At 62.6% G+C, this 24274-nt stretch carries 23 protein-coding genes; 13 read left to right on the forward strand and 10 right to left on the reverse strand.

Annotated elements, in window-relative coordinates:
* Positions 1–127: 127 nt before the first annotated feature.
* The gene (locus CIT25_RS08250) at positions 128–1177 is read right to left on the reverse strand and encodes a LacI family DNA-binding transcriptional regulator (protein ID WP_095484074.1); all 1050 of its coding nucleotides are present in this window, start codon (positions 1175–1177) and stop codon (positions 128–130) included.
* A gap of 192 nt (positions 1178–1369) precedes the next feature.
* Here CIT25_RS08250 and CIT25_RS08255 point away from each other — a divergent pair, with 192 nt between their 5' ends.
* Together CIT25_RS08255 and CIT25_RS08260 are read left to right on the forward strand one after the other, a co-directional pair.
* Positions 1370–1696: a MoaF-related domain-containing protein gene (locus CIT25_RS08255; RefSeq protein WP_095484075.1), complete on the forward strand. Its 327-nt coding sequence runs from the start codon at positions 1370–1372 to the stop codon at positions 1694–1696.
* Positions 1697–1832: 136 nt separating this feature from the next.
* A complete protein-coding gene (locus tag CIT25_RS08260; RefSeq protein ID WP_095484235.1) occupies positions 1833–2276 on the forward strand; it encodes a DUF6640 family protein in 444 nt (147 codons plus the stop codon).
* A gap of 160 nt (positions 2277–2436) precedes the next feature.
* On the opposite strand, the gene CIT25_RS08265 is transcribed toward CIT25_RS08260, so the two are convergent.
* Entirely contained in the window at positions 2437–2817 is a 381-nt protein-coding gene (locus tag CIT25_RS08265; protein WP_095484236.1) for a Fur family transcriptional regulator, read from the reverse strand.
* Between the two features lie 262 nt (positions 2818–3079).
* Here CIT25_RS08265 and aztC point away from each other — a divergent pair, with 262 nt between their 5' ends.
* The gene (aztC, locus tag CIT25_RS08270; RefSeq protein ID WP_095484076.1) at positions 3080–4066 is read left to right on the forward strand and encodes a zinc ABC transporter substrate-binding protein AztC; all 987 of its coding nucleotides are present in this window, start codon (positions 3080–3082) and stop codon (positions 4064–4066) included.
* Between the two features lie 78 nt (positions 4067–4144).
* Entirely contained in the window at positions 4145–5356 is a 1212-nt protein-coding gene (aztD, locus tag CIT25_RS08275; protein ID WP_245329790.1) for a zinc metallochaperone AztD, read from the forward strand.
* A 131-nt stretch (positions 5357–5487) separates the two neighbouring features.
* Here aztD and CIT25_RS08280 read toward each other — a convergent pair whose 3' ends face one another.
* From CIT25_RS08280 to CIT25_RS08295, 4 genes are all read right to left on the reverse strand, one after another.
* Positions 5488–6153 carry an aminotransferase class IV family protein gene (locus CIT25_RS08280; RefSeq protein WP_095484078.1) on the reverse strand — a complete coding sequence of 222 codons (666 nt, stop codon included), beginning with the start codon at positions 6151–6153 and terminating at the stop codon, positions 5488–5490.
* On the reverse strand, positions 6102–7247 hold the full coding sequence (locus CIT25_RS08285; RefSeq protein ID WP_095484079.1) for an aminodeoxychorismate synthase component I: 1146 nt from the start codon (positions 7245–7247) through the stop codon (positions 6102–6104). Before CIT25_RS08285 ends, CIT25_RS08280 begins: the two co-directional genes overlap by 52 nt.
* A 167-nt stretch (positions 7248–7414) precedes the next feature.
* Entirely contained in the window at positions 7415–8167 is a 753-nt protein-coding gene (locus CIT25_RS08290; RefSeq protein WP_095484080.1) for a proton-conducting membrane transporter, read from the reverse strand.
* 375 nt (positions 8168–8542) lie between these two features.
* Positions 8543–10381 (reverse strand): M3 family oligoendopeptidase, encoded by a 1839-nt coding sequence (locus CIT25_RS08295; protein WP_095484237.1) that lies wholly within the window; start codon positions 10379–10381, stop codon positions 8543–8545.
* A gap of 185 nt (positions 10382–10566) precedes the next feature.
* Here CIT25_RS08295 and CIT25_RS08300 point away from each other — a divergent pair, with 185 nt between their 5' ends.
* Together CIT25_RS08300 and mepK are read left to right on the forward strand one after the other, a co-directional pair.
* Positions 10567–12105: a sigma-54-dependent transcriptional regulator gene (locus CIT25_RS08300; protein WP_095484081.1), complete on the forward strand. Its 1539-nt coding sequence runs from the start codon at positions 10567–10569 to the stop codon at positions 12103–12105.
* 378 nt (positions 12106–12483) lie between these two features.
* The gene (mepK, locus tag CIT25_RS08305; RefSeq protein ID WP_095484082.1) at positions 12484–14343 is read left to right on the forward strand and encodes a peptidoglycan L,D-endopeptidase MepK; all 1860 of its coding nucleotides are present in this window, start codon (positions 12484–12486) and stop codon (positions 14341–14343) included.
* A gap of 114 nt (positions 14344–14457) precedes the next feature.
* On the opposite strand, the gene CIT25_RS08310 is transcribed toward mepK, so the two are convergent.
* Complete coding sequence (locus tag CIT25_RS08310; RefSeq protein WP_095484083.1) at positions 14458–15096, reverse strand: 2-dehydro-3-deoxy-phosphogluconate aldolase; 639 nt, start codon at positions 15094–15096, stop codon at positions 14458–14460.
* Positions 15097–15287: 191 nt separating this feature from the next.
* Between CIT25_RS08310 and trhO the strand changes: the two genes are divergently transcribed.
* The 3 genes from trhO to CIT25_RS08325 all read left to right on the forward strand — a co-directional run bounded on the left by trhO (position 15288) and on the right by CIT25_RS08325 (position 18360).
* The gene (gene trhO / locus CIT25_RS08315; protein ID WP_095484084.1) at positions 15288–16211 is read left to right on the forward strand and encodes an oxygen-dependent tRNA uridine(34) hydroxylase TrhO; all 924 of its coding nucleotides are present in this window, start codon (positions 15288–15290) and stop codon (positions 16209–16211) included.
* Between the two features lie 355 nt (positions 16212–16566).
* Positions 16567–17331, forward strand: a complete 765-nt coding sequence (locus tag CIT25_RS08320) for a tellurite resistance TerB family protein (protein ID WP_095484085.1) — start codon at positions 16567–16569, stop codon at positions 17329–17331.
* A 273-nt stretch (positions 17332–17604) separates the two neighbouring features.
* Positions 17605–18360 (forward strand): SDR family oxidoreductase, encoded by a 756-nt coding sequence (locus CIT25_RS08325; protein WP_095484086.1) that lies wholly within the window; start codon positions 17605–17607, stop codon positions 18358–18360.
* A gap of 9 nt (positions 18361–18369) precedes the next feature.
* Here CIT25_RS08325 and CIT25_RS08330 read toward each other — a convergent pair whose 3' ends face one another.
* Positions 18370–18750, reverse strand: a complete 381-nt coding sequence (locus tag CIT25_RS08330; RefSeq protein ID WP_095484087.1) for a YciI family protein — start codon at positions 18748–18750, stop codon at positions 18370–18372.
* 125 nt (positions 18751–18875) lie between these two features.
* The gene (locus CIT25_RS08335; RefSeq protein WP_095484088.1) at positions 18876–20060 is read right to left on the reverse strand and encodes a pyridoxal phosphate-dependent aminotransferase; all 1185 of its coding nucleotides are present in this window, start codon (positions 20058–20060) and stop codon (positions 18876–18878) included.
* An 83-nt stretch (positions 20061–20143) separates the two neighbouring features.
* Between CIT25_RS08335 and CIT25_RS08340 the strand changes: the two genes are divergently transcribed.
* From CIT25_RS08340 to denD, 4 genes are all read left to right on the forward strand, one after another.
* A complete protein-coding gene (locus tag CIT25_RS08340) occupies positions 20144–20830 on the forward strand; it encodes a GNAT family N-acetyltransferase (protein WP_095484238.1) in 687 nt (228 codons plus the stop codon).
* 13 nt (positions 20831–20843) lie between these two features.
* The gene (locus CIT25_RS08345) at positions 20844–21830 is read left to right on the forward strand and encodes a cation diffusion facilitator family transporter (RefSeq protein ID WP_095484089.1); all 987 of its coding nucleotides are present in this window, start codon (positions 20844–20846) and stop codon (positions 21828–21830) included.
* A gap of 63 nt (positions 21831–21893) precedes the next feature.
* Entirely contained in the window at positions 21894–22100 is a 207-nt protein-coding gene (locus CIT25_RS08350; protein ID WP_095484090.1) for a hypothetical protein, read from the forward strand.
* A 1-nt stretch (position 22101) separates the two neighbouring features.
* Positions 22102–23079, forward strand: coding sequence for a D-erythronate dehydrogenase (denD, locus tag CIT25_RS08355; RefSeq protein ID WP_095484091.1), 978 nt, complete (start codon positions 22102–22104; stop codon positions 23077–23079).
* 33 nt (positions 23080–23112) lie between these two features.
* Here denD and CIT25_RS08360 read toward each other — a convergent pair whose 3' ends face one another.
* Entirely contained in the window at positions 23113–24270 is a 1158-nt protein-coding gene (locus CIT25_RS08360; protein ID WP_483423518.1) for a nickel/cobalt transporter, read from the reverse strand.
* Positions 24271–24274 lie beyond the last annotated feature (4 nt).

The raw sequence follows: 24274 nt of genomic DNA on the forward strand, positions 1-24274 counted from the left end.
GCACGGCAAAAATACAGATCGTCACGCTTGGATGACCAAAAGCGAATGTCGCCAAGGATAGGCTTCAGTCTCGCCAGTGGCTGCGTAACCGCGGCGTGCGCACCACGCCAGCAACGCGCGCGCCCGTTCAGCGGATTTTTGCCCTCGGCGCGGCTGTGGACGCCCGAACCACCAGTTCCACAGCCAGAACGACTTGGCGGGGTGGTTCATTGTCAAGAACCATGCGAGCGGCCAGCCTGCCTTTTCCGATCACGTCGTGCGCAATAGTCGTCAGCGGCGGCGTGGTGCGTGCGGATTCAGCAGTGCCATCGAAGCCAATGACCGATACATGGCCCGGCACTTCTATGCCGCGCCGAACCGCCTCGTCGAGTATTGTGATCGCTTGCCAGTCCGACATGGTCAGGATTGCGGTGGCTTCCGGCACATTGTCGAACACCACTGCTCCAACAGACGGATCGCCCGGCGTCGTCTCGATGATCGGGACATCGTCGATCGACAAATTCGCCTCCGCCAAACCCTGCTTGAAACCGTCGAGCCTTTCGTCGTCGAGCGGGAAGCCGGCCAGAAGCGGGCGCTTTGCCTGTCCGGGCATGTGGACGATCGGAGGGCCCGGAGTCCTCCGTATGGATAAGATGCCAAAATGCCGGTGCCCCAGCTCAGTCAGATGCCGGACGGCAGCAACCGCGCCACTTCTGCCGTCGATCTTTATCGAATTGATGTCGGGACCTGCATCGCTTTCGAGAATGACGAAGGGCAGGCGCCGTCGTTGTGCCGATGTTATGAGACCGATATCCGCGCTGTGACCAAGGATGAAGCCGTCAACGAGGGCCTCGCGGATGCTGGCGAAGCGCGTGTTGTCGGTGCCGTTCACAAGGCTTAGCGTCGTTCCGGCCTCGTCGCAGGCAAGCGAAGCGCCCAGCACCAGCTCGCGGCCATAGGGGCTTCTCATCACCTCGGCGATGGCGTAGGCGCCAGGCGGCATGAAGCCGATGGCATTGAACTTGCCGTCCCGCAGCAAACGTCCTTTCGGGTCGGGGCCGCCAAACCCGAGCGCCCGCGCGGCCGCTTCGACGCGCTCGCGCAATTCAGGCCTGACCAGCTCCGGCCGGTTGAAGACGTTGGAAACGGTCCCCCGGGAAACTCCGGCAGCCTTGCCGACATCGGCTAGGGTTGGCATTGGCGGTTCACTCGTTTCCTTTCAGTTAGACCATAATTTGGAGCGCTCCAAGAATTTTGTTGACTCGAAAGTTGAAAAGGCAGATCTCTCTTGGAGCGCTCCAAATTGGTATATATGGCATTTTTTTGCAACTGAAGCACCGGTAGATTGCAAATAGCCTTGGTCACAAAGGCCAAGCCAGTGGAGGGAGTCATGGCAGAAACCAATATTTTTCCAGCCTCGCTTATCGGTAAGACTTTCGACTGCGTTTTCGGCGCATTCGTGCCTCGGCTGACGTTTTTCTCGCCTGAGGAATTGCATGTGCAGGCGTCGATCGGAGCGGCCGAAATTGACGAGGTGGTCAAGATCGACATGACCAGCGTACGCCCGAACCTCGTGCTCATGAGCTGGACGGAGCGAAGCGGCAACTTCATTGTGCAGTTGCAGGATCACGAGAATGGGATCGTCCATAATTATGCGCGTCTGGCCGATGGGCAGCTCTTCTGTGCCCAAGGCGCCATTCAATCCGTTCCGGCATGACGCTACCCGCGCCGCTGCCCGGCAAGGTGGACGTCGGCCTGCGGCCCGACGTGCCGTCGGTTCCCGTTGAGGGCAGTCCGGACGCCAAACTGCTGAAGTGCCGTCATCGATTTCGCCAATGAAGGAGGAAAGTGCGATGGAACTTGCCTACGACAGTCATCTGCTTGCCCGAATTCTTCTGAGCGTTGCGACGGTGGGTTACGGTGTGGTGACAATCAAAGCCGACTTGAACGCAACACACGCCACTAATCCGCTGTGGACTCCGCACGCCCGGTTTCACGTCGTCTGGCAAGTGCTGAGCTACACCGGGGTCGCGCTGATTGCGCTGGGACTTATCTGGATTGCAGGGCCACTCGAAGCCGAGCGGCTCTATCTCGCCGGCGGATTGGGCGCCGTCATGTATGGAGCGTTCTTCGTGGCCATGCTCTCACGACCGATCTATGGCGGCGTGCTCTATGACGAGAACGGCTACCTGCCATTCCGACCGCCGTTCGGACCAGCAGGCTGGCAGTGGGATGTCAATGTCACGGTCTTTACCGCGATGTCGGCGATCCTGCTGCTAGGCCTGGCCGCAATTTAGGACAGCGCCAGCGCCTTGAGCCGAGCGACCAGCCGGTGACGCTCGTCGGTCATGCCCTTCTAGTCGGGTGGGCAAGGGTCGAGCGCCAGCAGTTGCGCGGCGAAAGATGCGGCGAGCATTGCCGGCGCCGAGAAAACCGGTGAGCACGAAGACGGGCATCTCATCCATGTGCGCAAGACTCGCATAGACCCGAGAGCTCCACCGTGGCCGACTTGGTTCGGAAGCCCTGCCGTCGGGCAATCCGGCGCAGCACCCGCTCCAATGCCGGATCGTGAACTTCACTTGCTCGCCCGCAATTCGCGCAGATAGCAAAGGCGGCGCGCCCGTGGGTGCATTCGCCATGGACGCAAAGCGCGAACGCGCTCAGGCTCTCGATCCGGTGGATCAGGCCCTCCTCGATGAGCCGATCCAGGGCGCGATAGATCTGTAGCGGTGAGCGGAGTCCTTCCTGGCGAAGGAGCCCAAGCAATTCGTAGGCCCCCATCGGTCTGTCGGAGCGCGTCAGCGCGTCGAGAACCAACTGCTGATTACGTCCAGGCATCCGTTGTTCCTTCGTGTTCCACGCAGTTTCGAGCACAATGGCGACCAATTGTTATTGTATAACGTTTTCGGTTGACGAACGTGATAACATAACATAACGGATCGTCAAGAGCGGGATCGAATGGTGGCTGTGTGACCTTTCAAGACCTGACGCTGAGCTACAACGGTCCCCCGCCATGCGTCACCTCGACGGGATCGTCCGGCCTGCCATGTGCGTCCGGCATGTCTCCCACAGAACCGCTTGAACAGAAGGAGTTGATCGAATGTCCAGGACGCTGAAGCTTGCCGCCTTGGTGGGCGTCATAACATCGTTGCCAATCACCCTGTCGGTGGCTGCGGCCGAGAACCTCAAAGTTGTCGCGAGTTTCTCGATCATCGCCGATTTCGCCAGGAATGTCGGCGGCGACCGTGTCGACATCATCGCGCTGGTCGGTCCGAATGGTGACGCCCATGTCTACGAGCCGAAGCCGGCGGACGCGGCCGCCGTTGGTTCGGCCGACGTGGTGCTGGTCAACGGCCTCCAGTTCGAGGGCTTCCTCCAGCGTCTCGTCGAGGCGAGCGCCACGAAGGCGCCGATCGTGGAATTGACCAAAGGCGGCGAGGTGTTGCGCAACACCGAGGAAGAGCATCACCATGATCACGATAACGCCGCCAAGGGCGAGGAAGGGCACGCTGCGGAGGCGGAAGAGGGCCATGAGGAACCGCACCACCATCACGGCGAGTCCGATCCCCATGCATGGCAATCCGTGCATAACGCTGAGGTCTATGTGAAGAACATCGCCAACGCCTTCTGTGCCGCCGATGCAGCCGGCTGTGACACCTATCGGGCCAATGCTGAATCATATGGCGAGCAGATTGAGGCGCTGGAAGAGGAGATCAAGGCTGCTGTAGCCGAAATCCCCGAGGGCAAGCGCACGATCATCACCTCCCACGACGCCTTTGGTTATTTCGAGCACGAATACGGCATAAAATTCCTCGCGCCGGAGGGCATCTCCACCGAATCTGAAGCCTCAGCCGCCGACGTCGCGGCCCTCATCAAACAGATCAGGCAAGACAAGGCTTCGGCAATCTTCGTGGAAAACGTCACCAATCCCCGCCTGATCGAGCAGATCGCCAGCGAGACAGGCCTGAAAGTCGGCGGTGAACTCTACTCCGACGCCCTGTCGGGCGAGAACGGCCCGGCCGCGACCTATATCGAGATGATGCGGCACAACATCACGACGATCAAAGGCGCGATCCTCGCAAGCTGATCGCCACGATGGAAAGGCGGAGCAATCCGCCTTTTCGTTGACCACAATCGGTTATGTAATAACATCAAGGAGAATATCGTGAGCACAAATTGGGCGTCAGCCACGGCCATCGCGCTGCTTCTGTCTCTATCAACAAGTGCTGCCCATGCCGAGGAGGTAACCGCCTGGCGCCTCTTTATCTCGGACCACGCGGATCCGAAGGTGACCGTAATCGATGCGGTCAATGGCGGAAAGCTCGACACGTTCCAGATTAAAGGGCCGGCGTCGCTCCATCGCAGCGAAAGCGGCCGGACCGTGTTCGCCGTGCAGGGCTCGGCCGGCGTCGTTACCGGGATCGCGAGCGGCATTTCCTTCGAGGATCACGGCGAACACGGCGACATCGACGTCGAAGCGCCGAAGCTTGCCGACGTCGAGATCGCAGGCGAGAAGCCGTCGCATTTCGTCGAGCATGACGGAGATTTCGCCGTTTTTTTCGACGGCGAAGGTGTCGCCCGTATCATCTCCGAGAAGGCCGTCCTGGAAGGCAAATCGGATTTCAGGGAAGTGAAGACGGATGCGCCGCAGCACGGCGTCGCAGTCGCCTATGGCTCCCATGTCCTCCTGTCGGAGCCGCACAGGGAAAAGCCCGACGAACTCCCGGTCGGCATCAGGGTCGCTGACAAAGCCGGCATGCAGGTTGGCGGTATCCACGCCTGCCCTGACCTCCACGGGGAGGCGTCTTCCGGCAATATCCTGGCTTTCGCCTGTGCGATCGGCCTGCTTGTCGTCACCCAAGGCGACGGCACCCCGGCGATCCGCCATCTGCCTTATGCCGACAGCCTGTCCGACGGCAAAACGACGACGCTGATTGGCGGCAGAGGCCTGCAATATCTCCTCGGCAACTACGGCGCCGACAAGGTGGTGCTGATCGATCCGACACTCGAGAGCGACGCATTCCGGCTGATCAGCCTTCCAACACGCCGCGTGCATTTCGCGGTCGATCCCGTTCGTGCGAAGTTCGCCTACGTCTTCACCGAGGACGGCCAGCTTCACCAACTCGACGTGGTGAAGGGGGAGATCGCAAACTCACTCAAGCTGACCGATCCCTATTCGATGGATGGCCACTGGAGCGACCCGAGGCCGCGTGTCGCGGTCGCCGGCGACAGGATCGTGGTCACGGATCCTTTGCAAGGTGTGCTGCATCTCGTTGACGCGACGTCGTTCGAGAAGACCGGTGACATTGCTGTCGAAGGCAAACCCTTCAACATCGTTTCCGTCGGCGGCTCCGGTCAGACCCACGAAGGCGAATAGTCGCCCCTCCCAAGCGGCTGCCGCGCGTCCGGCCCATTCTTTCCCGGGCCGGACGCATCTTCCCGACGCGCAAGGGAAACCATGATCGAGACACAGCCATCGGCGTCGTCCGGTGCCTTATCGGTTGCGTTTCAGCCCAGCCGCGCCGGAATCAATCCGCGCAGCGAATTGCCGACAAACAGCGCCTTGGCCGATTTCTTCAAGTCATCCAAGGTGTAGATTGCTTCGCGGGCACGACCTTCATCCAGCAATTCGCCACGCAACACGCCAGGCAGCAGGCCGCAATCGAGCCGCGGCGTTGCCAGCACTCCGTCGCCGAAATCGGCAAAGAGATTGGTGATCGTGCCCTCACAGATTTCGCCACGCTCGTTGGCCAGCAGCACCTCGTCGGCGCGGCTAATCAGATATTCGGCTCGCGCCCGCTGATAGGTATCCCGGCGGCTCGTCTTGTGGCGCAGCAGCGTGTCGCTCGAATCGAGCCGCACCCGCGCCAGTTGCAGTCTCCACACCTTGTCGGCTGCATGCGGCTCATAAGGCAGCGCCGAGACCGTCACCTTGCCGCTGCGCGACAGGACAAGCCGTGTGCGCAAGGCTATGTCCGGCCGGTCGACGGCGTTCCTGAGCACCTCGCCGACCTTCTGCGGATCGCAGGCAAAACCCAGTTCGGCTGCCGAGCTGTAAAGGCGTGCCAAATGGCGGTCGAAACGGAGGAAGCCCTGGCCCGGCTGCCAGCGCATGGTTTCGATCAGGTCGAAATCGGCGGTGTTCCCGTCGCGTAGCGCGCTTTCAGCAGGCACTCCTGATACTCCTCCTCGGCCGTAGAATCGAAGACGACGCCGCCACCGATATTGTAGACGGCCTCGCCACTGGAAAAGAGCGATATCGTGCGGATCGCTACCGAAAAGCGCATCGTGCCGCTGGGCGCGATCCAGCCGATGGCGCCGCAATAGACGTCGCGCGGCGTGCCTTCCAGATCGTGCAGGATTTCCATGGCACGGATTTTTGGGGCGCCGGTGATCGATCCGCATGGAAACAGCGCAGCGAAGATCTGGCGGATGGTGAGGTCGGGCAAGAGCTTGGCCCGCACGCGGCTCACCATCTGGTGGACGGTCGGGTAGCTCTCAATGCGGAAAAGCTCCGGCACCTCCAGCGTGCCGACCTCGCTGATCAGCGAGATGTCGTTGCGCAACAGATCGACGATCATCCGGTTCTCAGCCTGGTTCTTCTCGTCATTGAGCAAGAACGCCTTCAGCCGCTTGTCTTCCGCCTTGGTCGCGCCGCGCGGGGCGGTGCCCTTCATCGGATGGGTCTCGATCATGCCTTCGGCATCGATCTCGAAGAACAGTTCCGGCGACCGCGACAAAACGACCGGATCGCCGAGCGCGATCAGCGCGCCGTATTTCACCGGCTGGCGGTCCGTCAGCGCATCGAAGGCAGCCAGCGGGTCGCCCGACCACTGCGCATGAACCGGAAAGGTCAGATTGCCCTGATAGCAATCACCTTTGCGAATGTGATTGTGGAGCCGCGCAAAGCGTTTTGCGTAATCTTCTGAAGACCAGGCAGCCTTTGCGTCGAAGATCGGACCGTTGGTCGCCGGCGCGTGGCTGCGCACGACCGTCTGTTCGACAGGCGCGTCGAAGATCCCCAGGCAGACAAGCGGGGCGCGGCGTCCACCAGGCAGCAGTGGAACGAGCTTCGGCTCGAGCAGGTAGCCGGCCTCGTAGGAGAAATATCCGGCCAGCCATTTGCCGGCGTCATGCGCGGCCTGCGCAATTTCCAGCGCCGGCAGGAAATCCTCCGCCTCATGCGCCACGATGATGCCGGACGGACGGTCGAAAACGAGCTGATGCGCGCGCTCGTCATTCCGGAAAATTGCAGAGGGCAGGGACATGGGGCTCGGATGCTGCGATCGATAACGCAAGCTATCGCTCTATATGGGGGCTCGATCGCGCGCAATCGAGAGAGCGGCGTCTCAAGACGCAAAGGCAGCCTTGGTGCAAAAGCAAACCGGCGGCACCTCGAGGCGCCGCCAGTCTGTGCTCGATGCCGGCAGGCAATTCAGGTGTTGCTCGCAGTCCCCGCGGTCGGGAAGCGGCGCGCAAATTCCTTCTCATCGCCGGCGGCAAGCAGTTTCGCCTGCTCGATCCAGCGCTCTCGCTCGATGCGGCCGTCGAACTGGAGAACGTCTTCGATCCGCTTGATATCCGCCGCCGTCCAGGCGGCGATCTGAGCGTAGGTCCTGACCCCAAGGCCGTGCAGCTTCCGCTCGTTGACCGGGCCGATGCCGATCAAACGACGCAGACTGTCGGGCTTGCCCGCTGGCGCTGTTGCCTTGCCTGCGGGGACTTTCTTTGCCGCCGGCGCAGCCTTGTTGGCTGTGGCGCTCGTTTTCGACGCGGCCGCTTTCGACGCACTTGCCGTTGGCGCGGCTGCCGCCTTGGCGGCCGCCGGTTTCTTGGGCGCGGTCTTTGCCGGCGTCGACTTGGCCGGCGCGGTCTTGGCCGTCGAAGTCTTGGCCGGCGCGGATGTCGACATCAATGCCGACGGTGCCGGGATTGCTGCCTTTGTCGCGCCGGTCTTGGCGCCTTGTGCCTCGGCCAACTGGCGCTCCAGGTCGGCGCGGGCGCCACGGCATACATCCAGCTCACCGGTCAGGCGGTCGGCATCGGCGCGCAGCCTGTCGCGCTCGCTGCGCGTGCGGTCCATGTCACCGCGCAGGCTGTCGAGCTCGCCACGCAGGCGTCCCCAGATGAACCAGCCAACCAACACACCTACCAAGAACGCCAGGAGCATGTAGAAAAAAGTGCCCATTGTCTCTCTCTCCAGTCCGATCCGTCTGCCGTGGCCTGGAGTGGTGACCTTGGCACAAGGACCATTCGATGGTGGCTCCGCTGTTCGCGGAACAGCCGGCTTAAATCGAGCTGTCGGCGACCGGCTTTTCCTGCCATGGCCAACGGCCGCTGTCGCATTCGCCGAAGCGCCGTGACCGGCCGGAGATTTTTTCCTGGCCTGAGCCCCGCGCCCGACTGAGCTTGAGGCGGGACGCTATCATACAGATTCCGGAAAGCTAACGGAAAATTTCACGGAGAGTTATTTAAGAACATATATTTAGGGCAAGAATAGAACGGCCCGAATATGCATTGCGGCTAAACTGTTCTGTCGGCCCCGGATGTTCAGCGCTGTGTGTCAATTGTCCAAAGCTTCGAGCTCGTCGATCAGGCCGCCGATCACGCCAAGTCCGATCTGCCAGAAGGCAGGGTCGGTGGCGTCAAGGCCGAAGGGCGCAAGGAGCTCGGAATGATGCTTGGTGCCGCCGGCGCGCAGCATGGTAAAATATTTCTCCTGAAAGCCACGCTCTGCATTCTGGTAGACCGCATAGAGGGAATTCACCAGACAGTCGCCGAAAGCATAGGCGTAGACGTAGAAGGGCGAATGGATGAAGTGCGGGATGTAGGTCCAGAACACCTCATAGCCGTCGCGCAGCTTGATCGCCGGCCCGAGGCTTTCCGCCTGCACTTCCAACCAGAACTGGCCGAGCCTGTCGGATGTCAATTCGCCGTTCTTGCGTTCGGCATGCACCTTGCGCTCGAATTCGTAGAAGGCGATCTGGCGCACGACTGTGTTGATCATGTCCTCGACCTTCTGCGCGAGCATGGCCTTGCGCTCGCGCTTGTCCGTGGTCTGGTCGAGCAGCGAGCGGAAGGTCAGCATCTCGCCGAAGACGGATGCCGTCTCGGCCAGCGTCAGCGGCGTCGAAGCCATCAGCGCGCCCTGGCCTGCGGCCAGCACCTGATGCACGCCATGGCCAAGCTCATGCGCCAGCGTCATCACGTCGCGCGGCTTGCCCATGTAGTTGAGCAGAACATAGGGATGCGCCGACGGCACGGTCGGATGCGCGAAGGCGCCCGGCGACTTGCCCGGCCTGACCGGCGCGTCGATCCAGTTGCGGTCGAAGAAAACCCGGGCGATCTCCGCCATGTCAGGTGAAAAGCGCTGATAGGCGGAAAGCACCGTGTTCTTGGCCTCGTCCCAACCGATGATCGCCTGCGGGGTCTCTGGCAATGGCGCATTGCGGTCCCAGTGGTTCATCACGTCCATGCCAAGCCAACGCGCCTTCATCGCGTAGTAGCGGTGCGACAGGCGAGGATAGGCATCGCGAACGGCTGAGGCGAGCGCATCCACCACGCTGCGCTCGACGCGGTTGGCGAGATGGCGCGAATCGGCGATGTCCTCAAAGCCACGCCAGCGGTCGGAAATCTCCTTGTCCTTGGCCAGCGTGTTGGTGACCAGCGTGAACGTGCGCAAATTCTTGCGGAAGGTTGCGGCCAGCGCTTCAGAGGCCCGGCGGCGCACCTCGCCATCGGCGTGCTGGAGGCGGTTCAGCGCCGGCTCCAGGGTGAGCTCCTCGCCATCGATGTCGAAGCGCAGATCGGTCATGGTCTCGTCGAACAGGCGGTTCCAGGCGCCGCGTCCGGTAATCGACTTCTCGTGGAAAAGCTGCTCGACCCGATCCTCGAGCTGGTAGGGTTTGTCCATGCGCAGGTCGAGCAACCACGGCCGGTAGTGAGCGAAGGCGGGATCGGCAGCAAGCGCCGTCTCGATCGCGGCATCGTCGATGAGGTTCAGCTCGAGCGCGAAAAACAGGAGATGCGCGCTAGCGTCGGTCATCTTCTCCTGAATGTCGCCATAGAGCTTGGCGCGCTGCGGATCCGCGGTGTTGCCGGCATAGACCAGCCCGGCATAGGAGACGATCCGGCCGATCAGTTCCTCCAGCGCTTCATAGGCGGCAAGCGCCTCGCCCAGCCTGCCGCTGTCGCCGCGCTCCGCCTCGGCGGCGAGCGTGCCTTTCCAGCGGCTCTCGAAGCTAACGGCATCGGTCGCCGCCTTGGCGATATCGCGCGTCAGCTCGGGGGCGTCCATGCCCGGATAGAGATCGGTGAGATTCCATTCCGGCAGATCGCCGAGCTCCGCCGCGCCCTGACCGGACGATACCGCCGCAAGCTGCCGACCAAAAACTTTGCGCATTGCCATATCTTCCAGAACCAAGATTCAAGGGGCCAAAATTCGAGGGGAACAGGAAGCCGGTCAAATCCTAAGGAATTCGTTCACCGGGTTTTTTGAAACCTTGTTTAGAACCCTGTGCCAAGATGGTCCACAGGGCGGAGTCTCCCCTTGGGTGGGCAAATTGGGCGGGTAGAGTTGAACCAGTCATGACAGGTTCCATACTCATAGTCGATGACGATCCCGTGCAGCGCAGGCTGCTCGAGGCGGCCGTGACGAAATTCGGCCACAGCGCGATCATCACGGATGGCGGCGAGGCGGGTCTCGACGCGCTCGACGGGCCGAATGCGCGCGACGTGTCGGTGGTCATCCTCGACCTTGTCATGCCGGGCCTCGATGGCATTGGCGTGCTGAAGGCGATGCGCGAGCGCGGCATCCATGTTCCGGTCATCGTGCAGACCGCCCAGGGTGGCATCGAGACCGTCGTTTCGGCCATGCGTCATGGCGCCTTCGATTTCGTCGTCAAGCCGGCCTCTCCCGACAGGCTGCAGGCCTCGATCGGCAATGCGCTCAAAGTCGAGGCGGTCGAGGGCGAAATGAAGCGCACGTCGCGGCGGCGCGGTGGCCATCTGACCTTCAAGGATATGATCACACACAGCCCGGCGATGGACCGGGTGATCCGCCTCGGCCAGAAGGCGGCCGCGTCCAACATCCCGATCCTTATCGAGGGCGAATCCGGCGTCGGCAAGGAGCTGGTGGCGCGCGCCATCCAAGGCAGCGGCGACCGCCGCTCAAAACCCTTCGTCACCGTCAATTGCGGTGCCATTCCCGACAATCTGGTCGAATCGATCCTGTTCGGCCACGAGAAAGGCTCGTTCACCGGCGCCACCGAAAAACACACCGGCAAGTTCGTCGAGGCGCATTCGGGCACGCTCTTCCTCGACGAGATCGGCGACCTGCCGCTCGACGTGCAGGTCAAGCTGTTGCGCGCCGTGCAGGACGGTGAGGTTGATCCGGTCGGCGGGCGTTCGACCGTCAGGGTCGACATCAGGCTGATCTCGGCGACGCACCGCAATCTTCTGCAGCAGGTCAAGGACGGCAAGTTCCGCGAGGATCTGTTCTACCGGCTGAACGTCTATCCGATTTTCGTGCCGCCGCTGCGCGATCGTCGCGACGACATCCCGTATTTGGTCGAGCACTTCCTGGAGAAGGTTGCGCCCACCGATCCACGTCGCCGTCTGCACGGCATTTCGGCCGCGGCGCTCGCCATGCTGCAGGCCTATGACTGGCCGGGAAACATCCGGCAGCTGGAAAACGCCGTCTTCCGGGCCTCGGTGCTTTGTGAAGGCGACGTGCTGACCGAGGAGGAGTTTCCGCAGATCCGGGCGCAGGTCGTGGGCACCGTCAACCTCGATGCGCATGACGCGTTGCCTCCCGCATCGCCTTTGATCATCGGGCCGCTTGGCGAGGACGCGCCGGCCAATAACGGCATCGCTGCGACCGAGCTCGATCCGCCGGCCAGTCCGCAGCCCCGCTTCGGCACGCTGCGGGCGCTCGACGAACGCGGCAATGTACGCGCGCTGGCCGATGTCGAACTCGAAATGATCAAGCTCGCCATCGACCATTACAGCGGCCAGATGAGCGAAGTTGCCCGCCGCCTCGGCATCGGCCGCTCGACGCTCTACAGGAAGCTCAAGGAATACGGCATCGATCCGGAAACAGGCCGTGTCGACCGGCTTGCTTCCTGACAAAGTAAGTTCGAACCAGCTTGCCAGCCCGGCATCAGGACGTTTGACATCATCGATGAGGGCGTGACGCGCGTCAGACGGCATGCTTGCGGCAGTGTTCACGCATTAAGGCGGCCGGTAACAGATCGTGTTCATGGCAAAGCCCGAAACATGATCTAAACCAGCAGTTTACCAAGAAACCCTGCGCAATATTTTTGACGGGATATCGCCACGGTGTTACCGCATTTCGGCTTCAATAAGCGATGATTAACCATTAGGATCGATATTCGGATGCGAACATCATCGCATCCGTTGGTCAAATCCGGGGACAAACGGCAGCCTGCAAGGCCTTTTGATTTGAACAAAGTCGAACGACACACAAACGGGCGGCACTATCACATGAGCGTCTGGCCGAGATGGCTGGCAGCGGTGATTCTCGCCTTTGGCTTCCTTGCAGCGGCTGCGACCGGGGCCAGCGCCCAGACACGTTCGCTGAAACTCTATAACCTCCACACCAAAGAGAAGGCGGAGATCGTCTTCAAGCGCGGCGGCCGCTACGACCAGGCGGGTCTGAAAAAGATCAACGTCATCCTGCGCGACTGGCGCCGCAACGAGCCGACCAAGATGGATCCGCGCCTGCTGGACCTGGTCTGGGAGGCTTACCGGCAGAGCGGCGCCCGCGACTATATCCAGGTCGTGTGCGGTTATCGCTCGTCGTCCACGAACTCGATGCTGCGCAGTCGCAGCAGGGGCGTCGCCAAGAAAAGCCAGCATATGCTCGGCAAGGCGATGGACTTTTACATTCCCGGTGTGCCGCTGAAGAAACTGCGCGACATCGGTCTGCGGATGCAGGGCGGCGGCGTCGGCTACTATCCGTCGTCCGGCTCGCCCTTTGTCCACATGGATGTCGGCAATGTGCGCCACTGGCCGGGCATCAGCCGCCAGGAGCTGGCGCGCGTGTTCCCCAATGGCAAGACGCTGCACGTGCCGAGCGACGGCAAGCCGCTGCCCGGCTATTCACAGGCGCTCGCCTCCTACAAGTCGCGCAAGGGCGCCGGCAGCCCCGCTATTGAACTGGCCAGCGCAGGTGGCGGTTCCAAAAGATCCGGCGGTCTGCTGGCGGCTTTCTTCGGCGGCGGTGAAGACGAGGCGGATGACAGCGCCGATGTGGCAGCCGCGCCGGCGCCGAAGCCAAAGACCGTGAAACTGGCGAACGCGAAGCCGGCGCCGGTCGCCAAGGACAGCAAGCTTGCGGGCATTGCCATCGTGTCGCCTGAGGATGCCAAGCGCGCCGAAATCCCGCAAATCGCCGATGCGCCTGCTCCGGAACCGGAGGAGGACACGCCGGAAACGATCATCGCAGCGCTGCCGGCGCGCAGCATTCCGCTGCCTGATTTCGCCCCGCGTCCGAAGACAGATGTCGGCGCCCAGCCGCCCGAAAACGTTCCGTTCGGCGTGGCGGATGCCACCGCTACCACCGAACAGGCGGTGGCGACCGCGCAAGCGCCGGCAAGCGCTCCCTTTGGCATGGCCGACCCGTCTGCTGTCGCCGATCCGGCGCAGGTTGCGGCCAACAACATTCCGTTGCCGACCTGGCGTCCCGATCACTCGCTGCCGACCGACCTTGCAGCGGCCGACCTTGCGCCGCAGGACAAGGATGTGCTTTTGGCGCTGGCGGACACGGCCGGGCACGGCAAGACCGCTACCGATGCGTTCTCGGTGCTGCCGTCGGCGCGGCCCGACTTGGCTCAACCTGACTTGGCCCAGCCCGACCAGATCCAACCCGACGCGGTCAAGGCCGTCCTCGAGCGGGTCAGTGCAACCGACGAATACCAGGTCGCCTCGCTCTCCCAGCCGAGCTCGGTCCTCAGCGACGCGGCGAACGTCAATGCTGCTTCGCCGCGCGAGGCTGTCGTTGCCCGCCCGGCCGGCTCCGATCCGGCTGCGGCGATCGGTGCGGGTGTGAAAACCACCCGCAAGGCAGCCAGAGCAACCGCCCGGGACCTGAAGCCTGGTCCCAAGTCCGTGGTGGTCGCCGCCGAGCCGAAGGCCGCGCGTTGGGCGTTGAACAGCGGCGAGAATGTCGCCACTGTCTCCAGCGCAACGACGGCGCCGCGCTATGCCTACAATATCGTGCACACGCCGCCGAGCGAGGTCTACACCGCGGGCTTCCAGCCGAACGATCAGATGGCCGACGCCAACCGGTTCACCGGCAATGCCGTCAAGTTCCTGTCGGTCGCCCGCTTTCAGACCAAATAGCGGATCGACCAAGTATTACAAAAGCCGCGCCGGGCAATCCGCGCGGCATTTTGCTGTCCGCAAAACAGGAATGCCGCCGGCAATGCAGCCAATCCACTTGGGTTGAAAGTGTCTCTACCGCCCGAGCTTGCTCGCGGCTCGCGCCAGGGCTTCGATTTCATCCCACTTGCCGGCCTTGACCAAATCGTCCGGCGCCACCCAGGAGCCGCCGACGCAGATGACGTTGGGCAGGCTCAGATAGTCGGCGGCGTTCTTGCCGGTGATGCCGCCGGTCGGGCAGAATTTGACATCGGCGAGCGGCGAGGCGAATGCCTTGAGCGAGGCGATGCCGCCCGACTGTTCCGCCGGGAAGAACTTCAGGAAACGCAAGCCCGCCTCGCGGGCGGCCATGATCTCGCCGGGCGTGATGGCGCCGGGCAGCAATGGCACGTCGCTGTCCTTCGCCGCCGCCAGAAGCTCGCGGGTGATGCCGGGGCTGACGATGAACTTCGAGCCGGCTGCCGCCGCCTCGCCGAACTGGCGGGCGTCCAGAATGGTGCCGGCGCCGACGATGGCGTCCTCGACTTCGCCTGCCACGAGCCGGATCGCCTCCAGCGCGTCAGCGGTTCGCAGCGTGATCTCGATCGCCGGCAGGCCGCCGCGCGCCAGGGCGCGCGCCAGCGGCACGGCGTCGGTGACATTGGCGATCTTCAGCACCGGGATGACTGGCTGGCCGTTGAGGAGCGACAGGAGCTTTTCGGTCTTGTTGGGCATTTGTCGTCTCTCCGGTATTGATCCGTTCAACCGGTTAGCAGAAGGCCGTTTTTCTGTCCACGAAACGAAGCGTGTCGCGATGTCACGCACTACCGGCAATGCCGTCAGCCCGACTGTCAAAGCCACCAAGGAGAGGCTGGTCCACGCGTCAGCCTTGAATCGGCTTTCATGAGCGTTTAGTGGCTTCGGCGATGACACTGCCCAATCAAACTTTCCGCGTCGCCGCGCTCTACAGGTTTGCCCGGCTCGGCGACTTCGAAGCGTTGCGTGCGCCGCTCGCCGTCTTCTGCTGCGGACGCGGTATCAAAGGCACGCTGCTTCTGGCGCATGAGGGCATCAATGGCACGGTCGCCGGCAGCGAAGCTGATATCGCCGCGCTCATCGAGCATCTCGAATCCATCAAAGGTCTCGCCGGTCTCGAGGTCAAGTACAGCAGCGCCGCGCAGATGCCGTTCCACCGTATGAAGGTGCGGCTGAAGCGCGAGATCGTCACCATGGGTGTTGGGGATATCGATCCGGCGGCAAGCGCCGGCACTTATGTCGCGCCAGCCGACTGGAACGCGCTGATCTCGGATGCGGACACGATCGTCATCGACACGCGCAATGCCTATGAGGTGTCGATCGGCACCTTCAAAGGCGCGGTCGATCCTGCCACGACGAGCTTTCGCGAATTCCCGGCCTGGGTCGATCAGCATAGGGCCGAGCTCGTCGGCCGGAAGGTGGCGATGTTCTGCACCGGCGGCATACGCTGCGAGAAGGCGACAGCCTATGTGAAGTCGCTCGGCTTCGAGGACGTGTTCCATCTCAAGGGCGGTATCCTGAAATATCTCGAGGAGGTGCCCGCCGAACAGAGCCTCTGGCAGGGCGAATGCTTCGTCTTCGACGAGCGCGTCTCGGTGTCACACCGCCTGGTCGAGGGTGAGGCTGAACTGTGCCGCGCCTGCCGGCATCCGCTGACCGGGCAGGACCTGTTATCGCCGAAATATGCCGCTGGCACCTCATGCCCGCATTGCTTCGATGCCCGTTCAGACGAGGATCGTGCGCGCTACGCCGAGCGCCAGCGCCAGGTCGAATTGGCGCAAGTGCAGGGCAGGGCCCCGCATATCGGACGTTAGAGCGCTTCATCGTTTCACGGAAACGCCGAACCGCTCTATCTCTTTGTTTTTGCGCAATTCCGGACGGAAAACCGTTTCACACTTTTCCTGGAATTGCTCTAGAGCGACGTGCGTCAGCTTGGAGGCACAAAGTACGCTCTAACACTTTGAATCTACGCATTGTGTTTTCCGAAAATCGATTCGGATTTTCGGGCCGATGCGTTAGGAACACGCATATCCTGACACCACCTGCTCGTTTGCGTCATCACTGGCAAGGCGCTCACCCGTCATTGTAATGTCAATATGCGGGGCCTACCTCTTCAACGTCCGAAAACCTGCCCGTGCACGTTCGGCCGGGCCAATTCTGGAGGCATTGATGTTCGATCCCAAGAAGCTCCTCGACGATCTGCTCGGCTCGCAAATTCCCGGGACGGGGTCGACCGTCCGCGAAAAAGGGGGGCAGGCTGTGCAGATGGCCAAGGACAATCCCCTGGCGGCCGGCGCGCTGGCCGCGGTGCTGCTCGGAACCGGCGCTGGCCGTCAGATCACCGGCACTGCGGTGAAGCTCGGTGGCCTGGCCGCGATCGGTGGCCTCGCCTACAAGGCCTACCAGAACTACAAGAGCGGCAGTGCGCCGGCTGAGACGCAGGTTGCCGGTGAGCCGGAATTGCTGCCGCCGCCCGCTGACACCGCCTTCCATCCCTCGCAGGCGCCGCAAGGCGAGGACGAATTCACGCTGACGCTGGTGCGGGCGATGATTTCGGCGGCGAAGGCCGACGGCCATATAGACGACGGCGAGCGGCAGAAGATCGCCGGCAAGCTCAGCCTCGCGGGCATCGGCTCCGACGCTGAGAAATTCCTGATGTCGGAGCTGGAAACGCCGCTCGATCTGGATACGCTGGTCGCTGGCGCCCAAACCGACGCGCAGAAGCTCGAACTCTACACCGCCTCGCGGCTCACCATCGATCCGGATACGCGTGCCGAACGCGGCTATCTCGATCTGCTCGCCGGCCGCCTCGGCCTGCCGGACGCGCTGGTCGACCATGTCGAGGCGACGGTGTCGGCGGCAAAGGTGCCAGCGGAGGGCGCCAGCGAGGCAGCAAAGGCGGCTAGCAAGACCGCTCCCAATTCGCGCTGGTAGGCTGCAACCGTAGGGAGCTGACTGGCCAGATTTCGCGCTAACGTCTCGTTAACCCGGCGAGCGCATGATTTTAGGCAGTCGGATCGGCTTCCTCCTCCCAAGCCCGGTTCAGATCAGGGCGGCCGCCAATGGCCGCCCTTTTTGTCGGCTCAGCTAGCGCATAACCCGAAATCGGAATCGATTTTTGGACGCGATCATGCGCAAAATCAAATTGCTCAAAATCAAGGTGCTATAGCGTCCTTTGCGGGCACCCGGCGCTGTAGGAGAACAGTTATGACAGACTACAAAACCGCCATCGTCACCGGCGCCGGCACGGGCATCGGCAAAAGCGTTGCCACGGCGCTGCTCAAGGCCGGCTGGAACACGGTGTTCTGCGGACGCCGCAAACCGGTGCTGAAAGAGGCGATCACCGAGGCCGGATCGACACAAGCCAAGGCGCTGGCGGTTGCCTGCGACATCAGCAAGGCCGATCAGGTCGACGAGATGTTCGAGACGGTGGCGGCGGCTTTCGGTCGTGTCGATCTGCTCTTCAACAATGCCGGCACGAGCTACAAGTCGACGTTGATCGACGAGATCCCCGTCGAGGTGTGGAACGACATCGTCGGGGTCAATCTCACCGGCTCGTTCCTGTGCGCCCGCGCCGCCTTTGGCGCCATGCGCAGGCAGCGGCCGATGGGTGGCCGCATCATCAACAACGGCTCGGTCTCGGCCTACGCGCCGCGGCCGGGCTCGGTGCCTTATACCGCGACCAAGCACGCCATTACCGGGCTGACCAAGACGCTGGCGCTGGACGGCCGGCCTTATGACATCGCCTGCGGCCAGATCGACATCGGCAACGCCTTGACCGACATGGCGCAGGCTATGACGGTCGGGGTGCCGCAGGCCAATGGCTCCATCGCCGCCGAAGCGGTGATGGACGTCGAGCGCGTCGCCGATGCCGTCGTTCATATGGCCAGCCTGCCGCTCGACGCCAATGTGCTGTTCATGACCGTTATGGCGACGAAAATGCCGTACGTCGGGCGAGGGTGAGCAGCCGCTCTAGGACTGCGTGACCGAAAGCGGCACGCCGGGAAGATATAGCGAGATGGGGCGGATTTCGTAGACGGCGGTCGGATTGACGCGACGAAGGTCGCGTGCAATCGCGATCGCGGCATCAGGCGTGGCGCAGTCGACGACGTAGAGTCCCAACAATTGCTCCTTGGTCTCGGCGAAGGGTCCGTCAATGACCATTCCGGCGCCCGGCCCGCGCAAGGTACACGCGTCTTGTGTCGCCCCGAGCCGCGCCGCCGGGCCAAGGGTGCCTTCCCGGTATAGCCGCTCGTTGATCTGGAGCAGATCGGTCATCAACGCCGCATCCTCCTGCGGCGTCAGCGCCGTGATCGCTTCTTCCACGTGATAGGCGAGGATGGCATAAAACATCTGACGTCACCTTTCTTCGGTCGTGAATTCTATCGCCGAACGCGCAAAGAGCGCTGTGGCACTTTGATTTGCGCATGATCCCCAGGGAAAATCGATTCCGATTTTCCCTGGGGATGCGCTTGTCCTCATTTGCCCAGAAACGTCTCGATCCGCTCCAGCGCGCGCTGGATGTTCTCTTCGGAGTTGGCGTAGGACAGCCTGATATAGCCCTCGCCGAGAATGCCGAAATCAGGTCCGCCGATCAGCGCCACGCCGGCATCCTCGAGCAGGGCGGACGCCAGCTTCTTGGCCTTCCAGCCGGTCTTCGAAACGTTGGGGAAGGCATAGAACGCGCCCTTCGGCGTGATGCAGGAAACGCCAGGCAAAGCGTTCAGCCCCTCGACCACGACCTTCCTGCGGCGGTCGAAGGCACGCATCATCTCGTCGACGTCGTCCTGCGGGCCGTCGATGGCCGCGATGCCGGCATATTGGCTCGGCGCATTGACGCAGGACCAGCAATTGACTGCCAGCTTGCGCACCTTGTCGTAGAGGTGGGCGCCCTTGTCACCATTCGGCCAGATAGACCAGCCCATGCGCCAGCCGGTCATCGCCCAGGTCTTCGACCAGCCGTTGAGCACGATCAGCCGGTCGCGGATTTCGGGAAAATTGAGCAGCGAGCAGTGCGTCTCGCCGTCATAGGTCATCACGTCGTAGATTTCGTCGGAGAGGATAGCGACGTCGGGGTGCGCTTCCAGTCCCTTGACCAGCTTCTCGATCTCGGCGCGGGGGGTGACCCCGCCGGTCGGGTTGGCCGGTGAATTGAGGATGAGCAGCCTGGTCTTCGGCGTGATCAGTGCCAGCGTCTCCTGCGCCGAGAAGGCAAAGCCGTTCTCCTCGCGCATTGGCACCGGTACCGGGGTGGCGCCGGTGAACTCGATCATCGAGCGATAGATGGGAAAGCCGGGATCGGGATAGAGAATTTCAGCGCCCGGTTCGCCGAACATCAGGATCGCGGCGAACATGGTCGGCTTGCCGCCGGGCAGGATCATCACCGACTCAGGCGACACCTCGACGCCGGTGGTGGTCAGCGTGCGGCGCACGACCGCTTCGCGTGTCCCCAGTAGGCCGTTGGCCGGCGTGTAGCCGTGATGGCCGTCGCGCAGCGCCTTGATCGCTGCCTCGACGATGTGCTGCGGCGTCTTGAAGTCGGGCTGGCCGATGCCGAGATTGACGATATCGCGGCCCTGATGGGCAAGCGCGGTGGCACGCGCCAGCACCGCGAAGGCATTTTCCTCGCCAAGACGGTCGAAGGCCGAAATCGTGTGGAGCATTTTTCCCGTCCGTGTGGTTCTTTCACCGAGCGAGCGTTTTTGTGAGCGTCCTTTCGCAAAAGTCAAACGGATTGGAGCTTTGGGTGTCGGAAAATCTCAAGAATTGGCAACCGCGCCCGCGGCCCGAACGCAAAGTCCTGGAGGGGCGCTACGTCAGGCTTGAACCGCTCAACGCGGAAAAGCACGGCGACGGCTTGTTTGAAGCATCCTCGGTGCCCGACGTGGATGGCCGCTTCGCCTGGCTGCCTGACTACCCACCGCAGACCCGTGCCGCCTTCCAGCCTTGGCTGGACAAGGCCGAAGCCAGCGAAGATCCGCTGTTCTTCACCGTCATCGACAAGGCCAGCGGAAAAATTGCCGGGCGCCAGACGCTGATGCGCATCGATCCGGCCTATGGCGTGATCGAGATCGGCAACATCTATTGGGGTCCGCTGATCTCGCGCAAGCCGGCGGCGACGGAAGCGCAGTTCCTGTTCATGAAATACATCTTCGACGAGCTTGGCTATCGCCGCTACGAATGGAAATGCAACAACCGTAACGAGCCGTCGAAGCGCGCGGCGGAACGTTTCGGCTTCAAGTTCGAGGGCATTTTTCGCCAGCATCTTGTGGTCAAGGGCGAAAACCGCGATACCGCGTGGTACTCGATCATCGACAAGGAGTGGCCGGCATTGCACAGAGCCTATGAGGCATGGCTCGATCCGGCCAATTTCGAGGGCGACGGCCGGCAGAAGCGACGGCTCGAGGATTTCCGTGCCGAGTTCGGTGCGTAGCGGGAGTTCGTGAATGGCGCATACCCATGATCACGGTTCGCAGGGGCACGACCACAGCCACGGCGCCGGTCATGTGCACGGCTCTACCGACAAGAAACGGGTGCTGATCGCGGCCTGCCTGACCGCCGGCTTCATGGTCGTGGAAGCGCTTGGCGGTCTCCTCACGGGATCGCTGGCGCTGCTGGCGGATGCCGGCCACATGCTCGCCGACTGTATCGCGCTCGGCCTTGCCTGGTATGCTTTTCATCTGGCCGGCCGCCCGGCCACGGTTCGCCTCACCTACGGTTTTGGCCGGGTCAAGACGCTGGTCGCCTATACCAACGGCATCGCAATCTTCGCCATTGCACTGTGGATCATCTATGAGGCTTGGGAACGCCTGCTGACGCCTGCGCCCGTGCTCGGCGGGCCGATGCTGGTCGTTGCGATCGCCGGTCTGCTGGTTAATATCGGCTCCTTCTTCGTGCTGCATGGCGGCGACCGCGACAGCCTGAACATGCGCGGCGCCATCCTGCACGTGCTCGGCGATCTGCTCGGCTCGGCGGCGGCGATCATAGCTGCCCTGATCATCCTGGCGACGGGCTGGACGCCTATCGATCCAATCCTGTCAGTCCTTGTCTCGCTGCTGATCCTGTCTACGGCCTGGTCGCTGATGCGCGAAGCAGCCCATGTCCTGCTCGAAGGCGTGCCGGCGAGCCTCGATCGCGACCTGATCGCCAGGGACATAGAGGGGACAATCAAGGGCGTGCGCGAGGTCCATCACATGCATGTCTGGTCGCTTGACGGGTCAAGCAACATGGCGACCTTGCATGCCTGCCTCAACGATGGCGTCGATGCCCACAAAGCGGTCAGCGCCATCAAGAAGCGGCTTGCCGCCGAGCATGGAATTGCCCACGCCACCGTAGAACCGGAATTCGGCCAATGCGCCGACAGCCATGATGAGCACCACGGCGAGCACGACCATGCGCACAATGTGGCTCCGCATCATGGCCACTATCACTGACACCGGGAGTTCCATGGCATTGGTAACCAAATTGATGAATTTCCGCAGCGTCGGGACCACTTGATGGACCGCGACACGCGCAATGCGGCAATAGGCGCCCTCTGGGTGCTGATCCTGTTCGGCATCGCCGCCTACTATTTGCCAACCGTGATGCTGGCGGTCGGCCGCGTCTCGACCATTCTTGCCGCTGCTATTGCCGCTGTCTTCATGGTGGCCATCTTCGTCGTGTTTTGGCTGCGCGGTCGCAGCCAGCGCAAAAGAGGAAAATGATATGCGTATCCTGATAACCGGTGCGGCAGGCATGGTCGGCCGCAAGCTCATCGCCCGGCTGGCGAAGGACGGAACGCTCAGCGGCCGGAAGATCGCCGCGCTCGACCTTCACGATATCGTGCCGCCACAGGCGCCGGTCCTGGAAGACGTCGATGTTGCTATCCATACCGGCGATCTTGCTGCGCCGAGCGCGACGGAAAGGCTGGTCGCGTTGCGGCCGGACGTGATCTTCCATCTCGCGGGCGTCGTGTCGGGCGAGGCGGAGGCCAATTTCGATCTCGGCTATCGCGTCAATCTCGACGGCACAAGGGCGCTGTTCGATGCCGTAAGGCTGGCGGGGTTTGCGCCGCGCGTCGTCTTCACCTCGTCGATCGCCGTGTTCGGCGCGCCGTTCCCGGATGTCATCCCCGACGAATTCCACCCGACGCCATTGACCTCCTACGGCACGCAGAAGCTGATGGGCGAAGCCCTCTTGGCCGATTACACACGGCGCGGTTTCTTCGACGGCATCGGGATCAGGCTGCCGACCATTTGCGTCAGGCCGGGAAAGCCGAACAAGGCAGCCTCCGGCTTTTTTTCCGGTATCATCCGCGAGCCGTTAAGCGGCCAGGAAGCGATATTGCCGGTGCCGCGCTCTGTCGTGCACACCCACGCCAGCCCGCGTTCGGCGGTGAATTTTTTGATCCACGCAGCAGGGATCGACGGCAGCGCCGTCGGGCCGCGCCGCAATCTGACGATGCCCGGCGTCGCCGTCACGGTCGGCGAGCAGATCGAGGCATTGGAGCGCATTGCCGGCGCCAAGGCGATGAACCTGATCCGCGAGGAGCCCGACGACACGATCTGGGCGATCGTGAAGGGCTGGCCGACACGGTTCGAGGCGCGGCGGTCGAGGGAGCTTGGCTTTGCCGCCGAAAAGAGCTTCGATGAAATCATCCGCGCCCATATTGAGGACGAGCTGGACGGCAAGATCGCAAGCTAGAGCGCTGCGCGTCCAATCGGACACGCAAAGCCGTCATCCGCCAGTTGTCAGGCTCGCCGAAAGCAGCAGCAGCCCGAACAGGAAGACGAAGGCTGCGCCGCCGATCTCGACGATCGAATGGATGCGGTTGCCCATGCGGCCGTCGCCGGCGAAATAGACCGCCCAGTTCTTGGCCGTCACCGCCAGCGTCGCCAGGACCGAGACCGTGATCGCCGTGCCGAGTGCCATGGCCAGCACCGACAGGATGCCGCCGAACCACAGCCCGTTGAGCATGGCGAAGCTCAGCACGATCAGTGCGCCAGAGCAGGGCCGGATACCGACGGCCGCCACCGCCGTCCAGGCGGTGCGCCAGTCGAAGCGGTCGCCGGAAAGCAGCGCCGGGTCGGGCGCGTGTGAATGTCCGCACGTCTCGCAGACTTCGCCCGCCGCATTGTGATGATGATCGTGCCCGCCATGGCCATGGCCATGGTGATGGTTGTGCGTGCCGTGATCATGGTCATGCGCATCATCGTCGCGGCCGGCATGTGCGCGAAGCGCATGGGAATGTTGCGAATGAGCATGCACGGAATGTGCGTGGCCTGCGTGCGAATGGCCGGCATGGGCCGCCGAGAGGCTGTAGGGAGGGCTCGCGCCGAACAGGCGAAGGACGGCAGGGCCGGCCTTGCGCCACAAAAGCCAGGCGCCGAACAGGGTGACGAAGACATAGCTCATGATTTCGAGGAACCATGCCGCATCGGTCATCGATATAGCGGTGCCGCGCAAGACGAAGTAGGCGAGCATCATCACGAGGATCGCCGTCAGCGCCTGCAGCAGGGCCGAGACGAAGGACAGCATGATGCCGCGCTTGAGCGCGACTTCGTTCGCCACCATGTAGGACGAGATCACCGCCTTCCCGTGACCGGGGCCGGCGGCGTGGAAAATGCCATAGGCGAAGGACAGGCCGATCAGCAGCCACAACTTGCTGCCGTCCTCGCGCATCGCCTTCATCGCGCCGGCAAGCGCGCGGTAGAATTCCTGCTGGCGCAGATTGATCCACATCAGGACATGGGCGAACGGGCCGGTGGTGGGAGCTATCCCGTCATTGGTGCCGATGCCGAGCGAGCTCTGGGCGTGGGCGGCGCCGAGGAAATGCGTCATCGCAAGGGCGACGGCCAAAAGGCCGAAAGCCAAACGCAGGGACGGTTTCGTCACCGGA

It is taken from the genome of Mesorhizobium mediterraneum (assembly GCF_002284565.1).
GTDB lineage: Bacteria > Pseudomonadota > Alphaproteobacteria > Rhizobiales > Rhizobiaceae > Mesorhizobium > Mesorhizobium mediterraneum.

Bases quoted from the DNA above. Each gene is read 5' to 3' on its own strand.
- CIT25_RS08250 (WP_095484074.1), bottom strand. From the start codon at position 1,177: ATGCCAACCCTAGCCGATGTCGGCAAGGCTGCCGGAGTTTCCCGGGGG.
- CIT25_RS08255 (WP_095484075.1), top strand. From the start codon at position 1,370: ATGGCAGAAACCAATATTTTTCCAGCCTCGCTTATCGGTAAGACTTTC.
- CIT25_RS08260 (WP_095484235.1), top strand. From the start codon at position 1,833: ATGGAACTTGCCTACGACAGTCATCTGCTTGCCCGAATTCTTCTGAGC.
- CIT25_RS08265 (WP_095484236.1), bottom strand. From the start codon at position 2,817: ATGCCTGGACGTAATCAGCAGTTGGTTCTCGACGCGCTGACGCGCTCC.
- aztC (WP_095484076.1), top strand. From the start codon at position 3,080: ATGTCCAGGACGCTGAAGCTTGCCGCCTTGGTGGGCGTCATAACATCG.
- CIT25_RS08285 (WP_095484079.1), bottom strand. From the start codon at position 7,247: ATGTCCCTGCCCTCTGCAATTTTCCGGAATGACGAGCGCGCGCATCAG.
- CIT25_RS08290 (WP_095484080.1), bottom strand. From the start codon at position 8,167: ATGGGCACTTTTTTCTACATGCTCCTGGCGTTCTTGGTAGGTGTGTTG.
- CIT25_RS08295 (WP_095484237.1), bottom strand. From the start codon at position 10,381: ATGCGCAAAGTTTTTGGTCGGCAGCTTGCGGCGGTATCGTCCGGTCAG.
- CIT25_RS08300 (WP_095484081.1), top strand. From the start codon at position 10,567: ATGACAGGTTCCATACTCATAGTCGATGACGATCCCGTGCAGCGCAGG.
- mepK (WP_095484082.1), top strand. From the start codon at position 12,484: ATGAGCGTCTGGCCGAGATGGCTGGCAGCGGTGATTCTCGCCTTTGGC.
- CIT25_RS08310 (WP_095484083.1), bottom strand. From the start codon at position 15,096: ATGCCCAACAAGACCGAAAAGCTCCTGTCGCTCCTCAACGGCCAGCCA.
- trhO (WP_095484084.1), top strand. From the start codon at position 15,288: ATGACACTGCCCAATCAAACTTTCCGCGTCGCCGCGCTCTACAGGTTT.
- CIT25_RS08320 (WP_095484085.1), top strand. From the start codon at position 16,567: ATGTTCGATCCCAAGAAGCTCCTCGACGATCTGCTCGGCTCGCAAATT.
- CIT25_RS08325 (WP_095484086.1), top strand. From the start codon at position 17,605: ATGACAGACTACAAAACCGCCATCGTCACCGGCGCCGGCACGGGCATC.
- CIT25_RS08330 (WP_095484087.1), bottom strand. From the start codon at position 18,750: ATGTTTTATGCCATCCTCGCCTATCACGTGGAAGAAGCGATCACGGCG.
- CIT25_RS08335 (WP_095484088.1), bottom strand. From the start codon at position 20,060: ATGCTCCACACGATTTCGGCCTTCGACCGTCTTGGCGAGGAAAATGCC.
- CIT25_RS08345 (WP_095484089.1), top strand. From the start codon at position 20,844: ATGGCGCATACCCATGATCACGGTTCGCAGGGGCACGACCACAGCCAC.
- CIT25_RS08350 (WP_095484090.1), top strand. From the start codon at position 21,894: ATGGACCGCGACACGCGCAATGCGGCAATAGGCGCCCTCTGGGTGCTG.
- denD (WP_095484091.1), top strand. From the start codon at position 22,102: ATGCGTATCCTGATAACCGGTGCGGCAGGCATGGTCGGCCGCAAGCTC.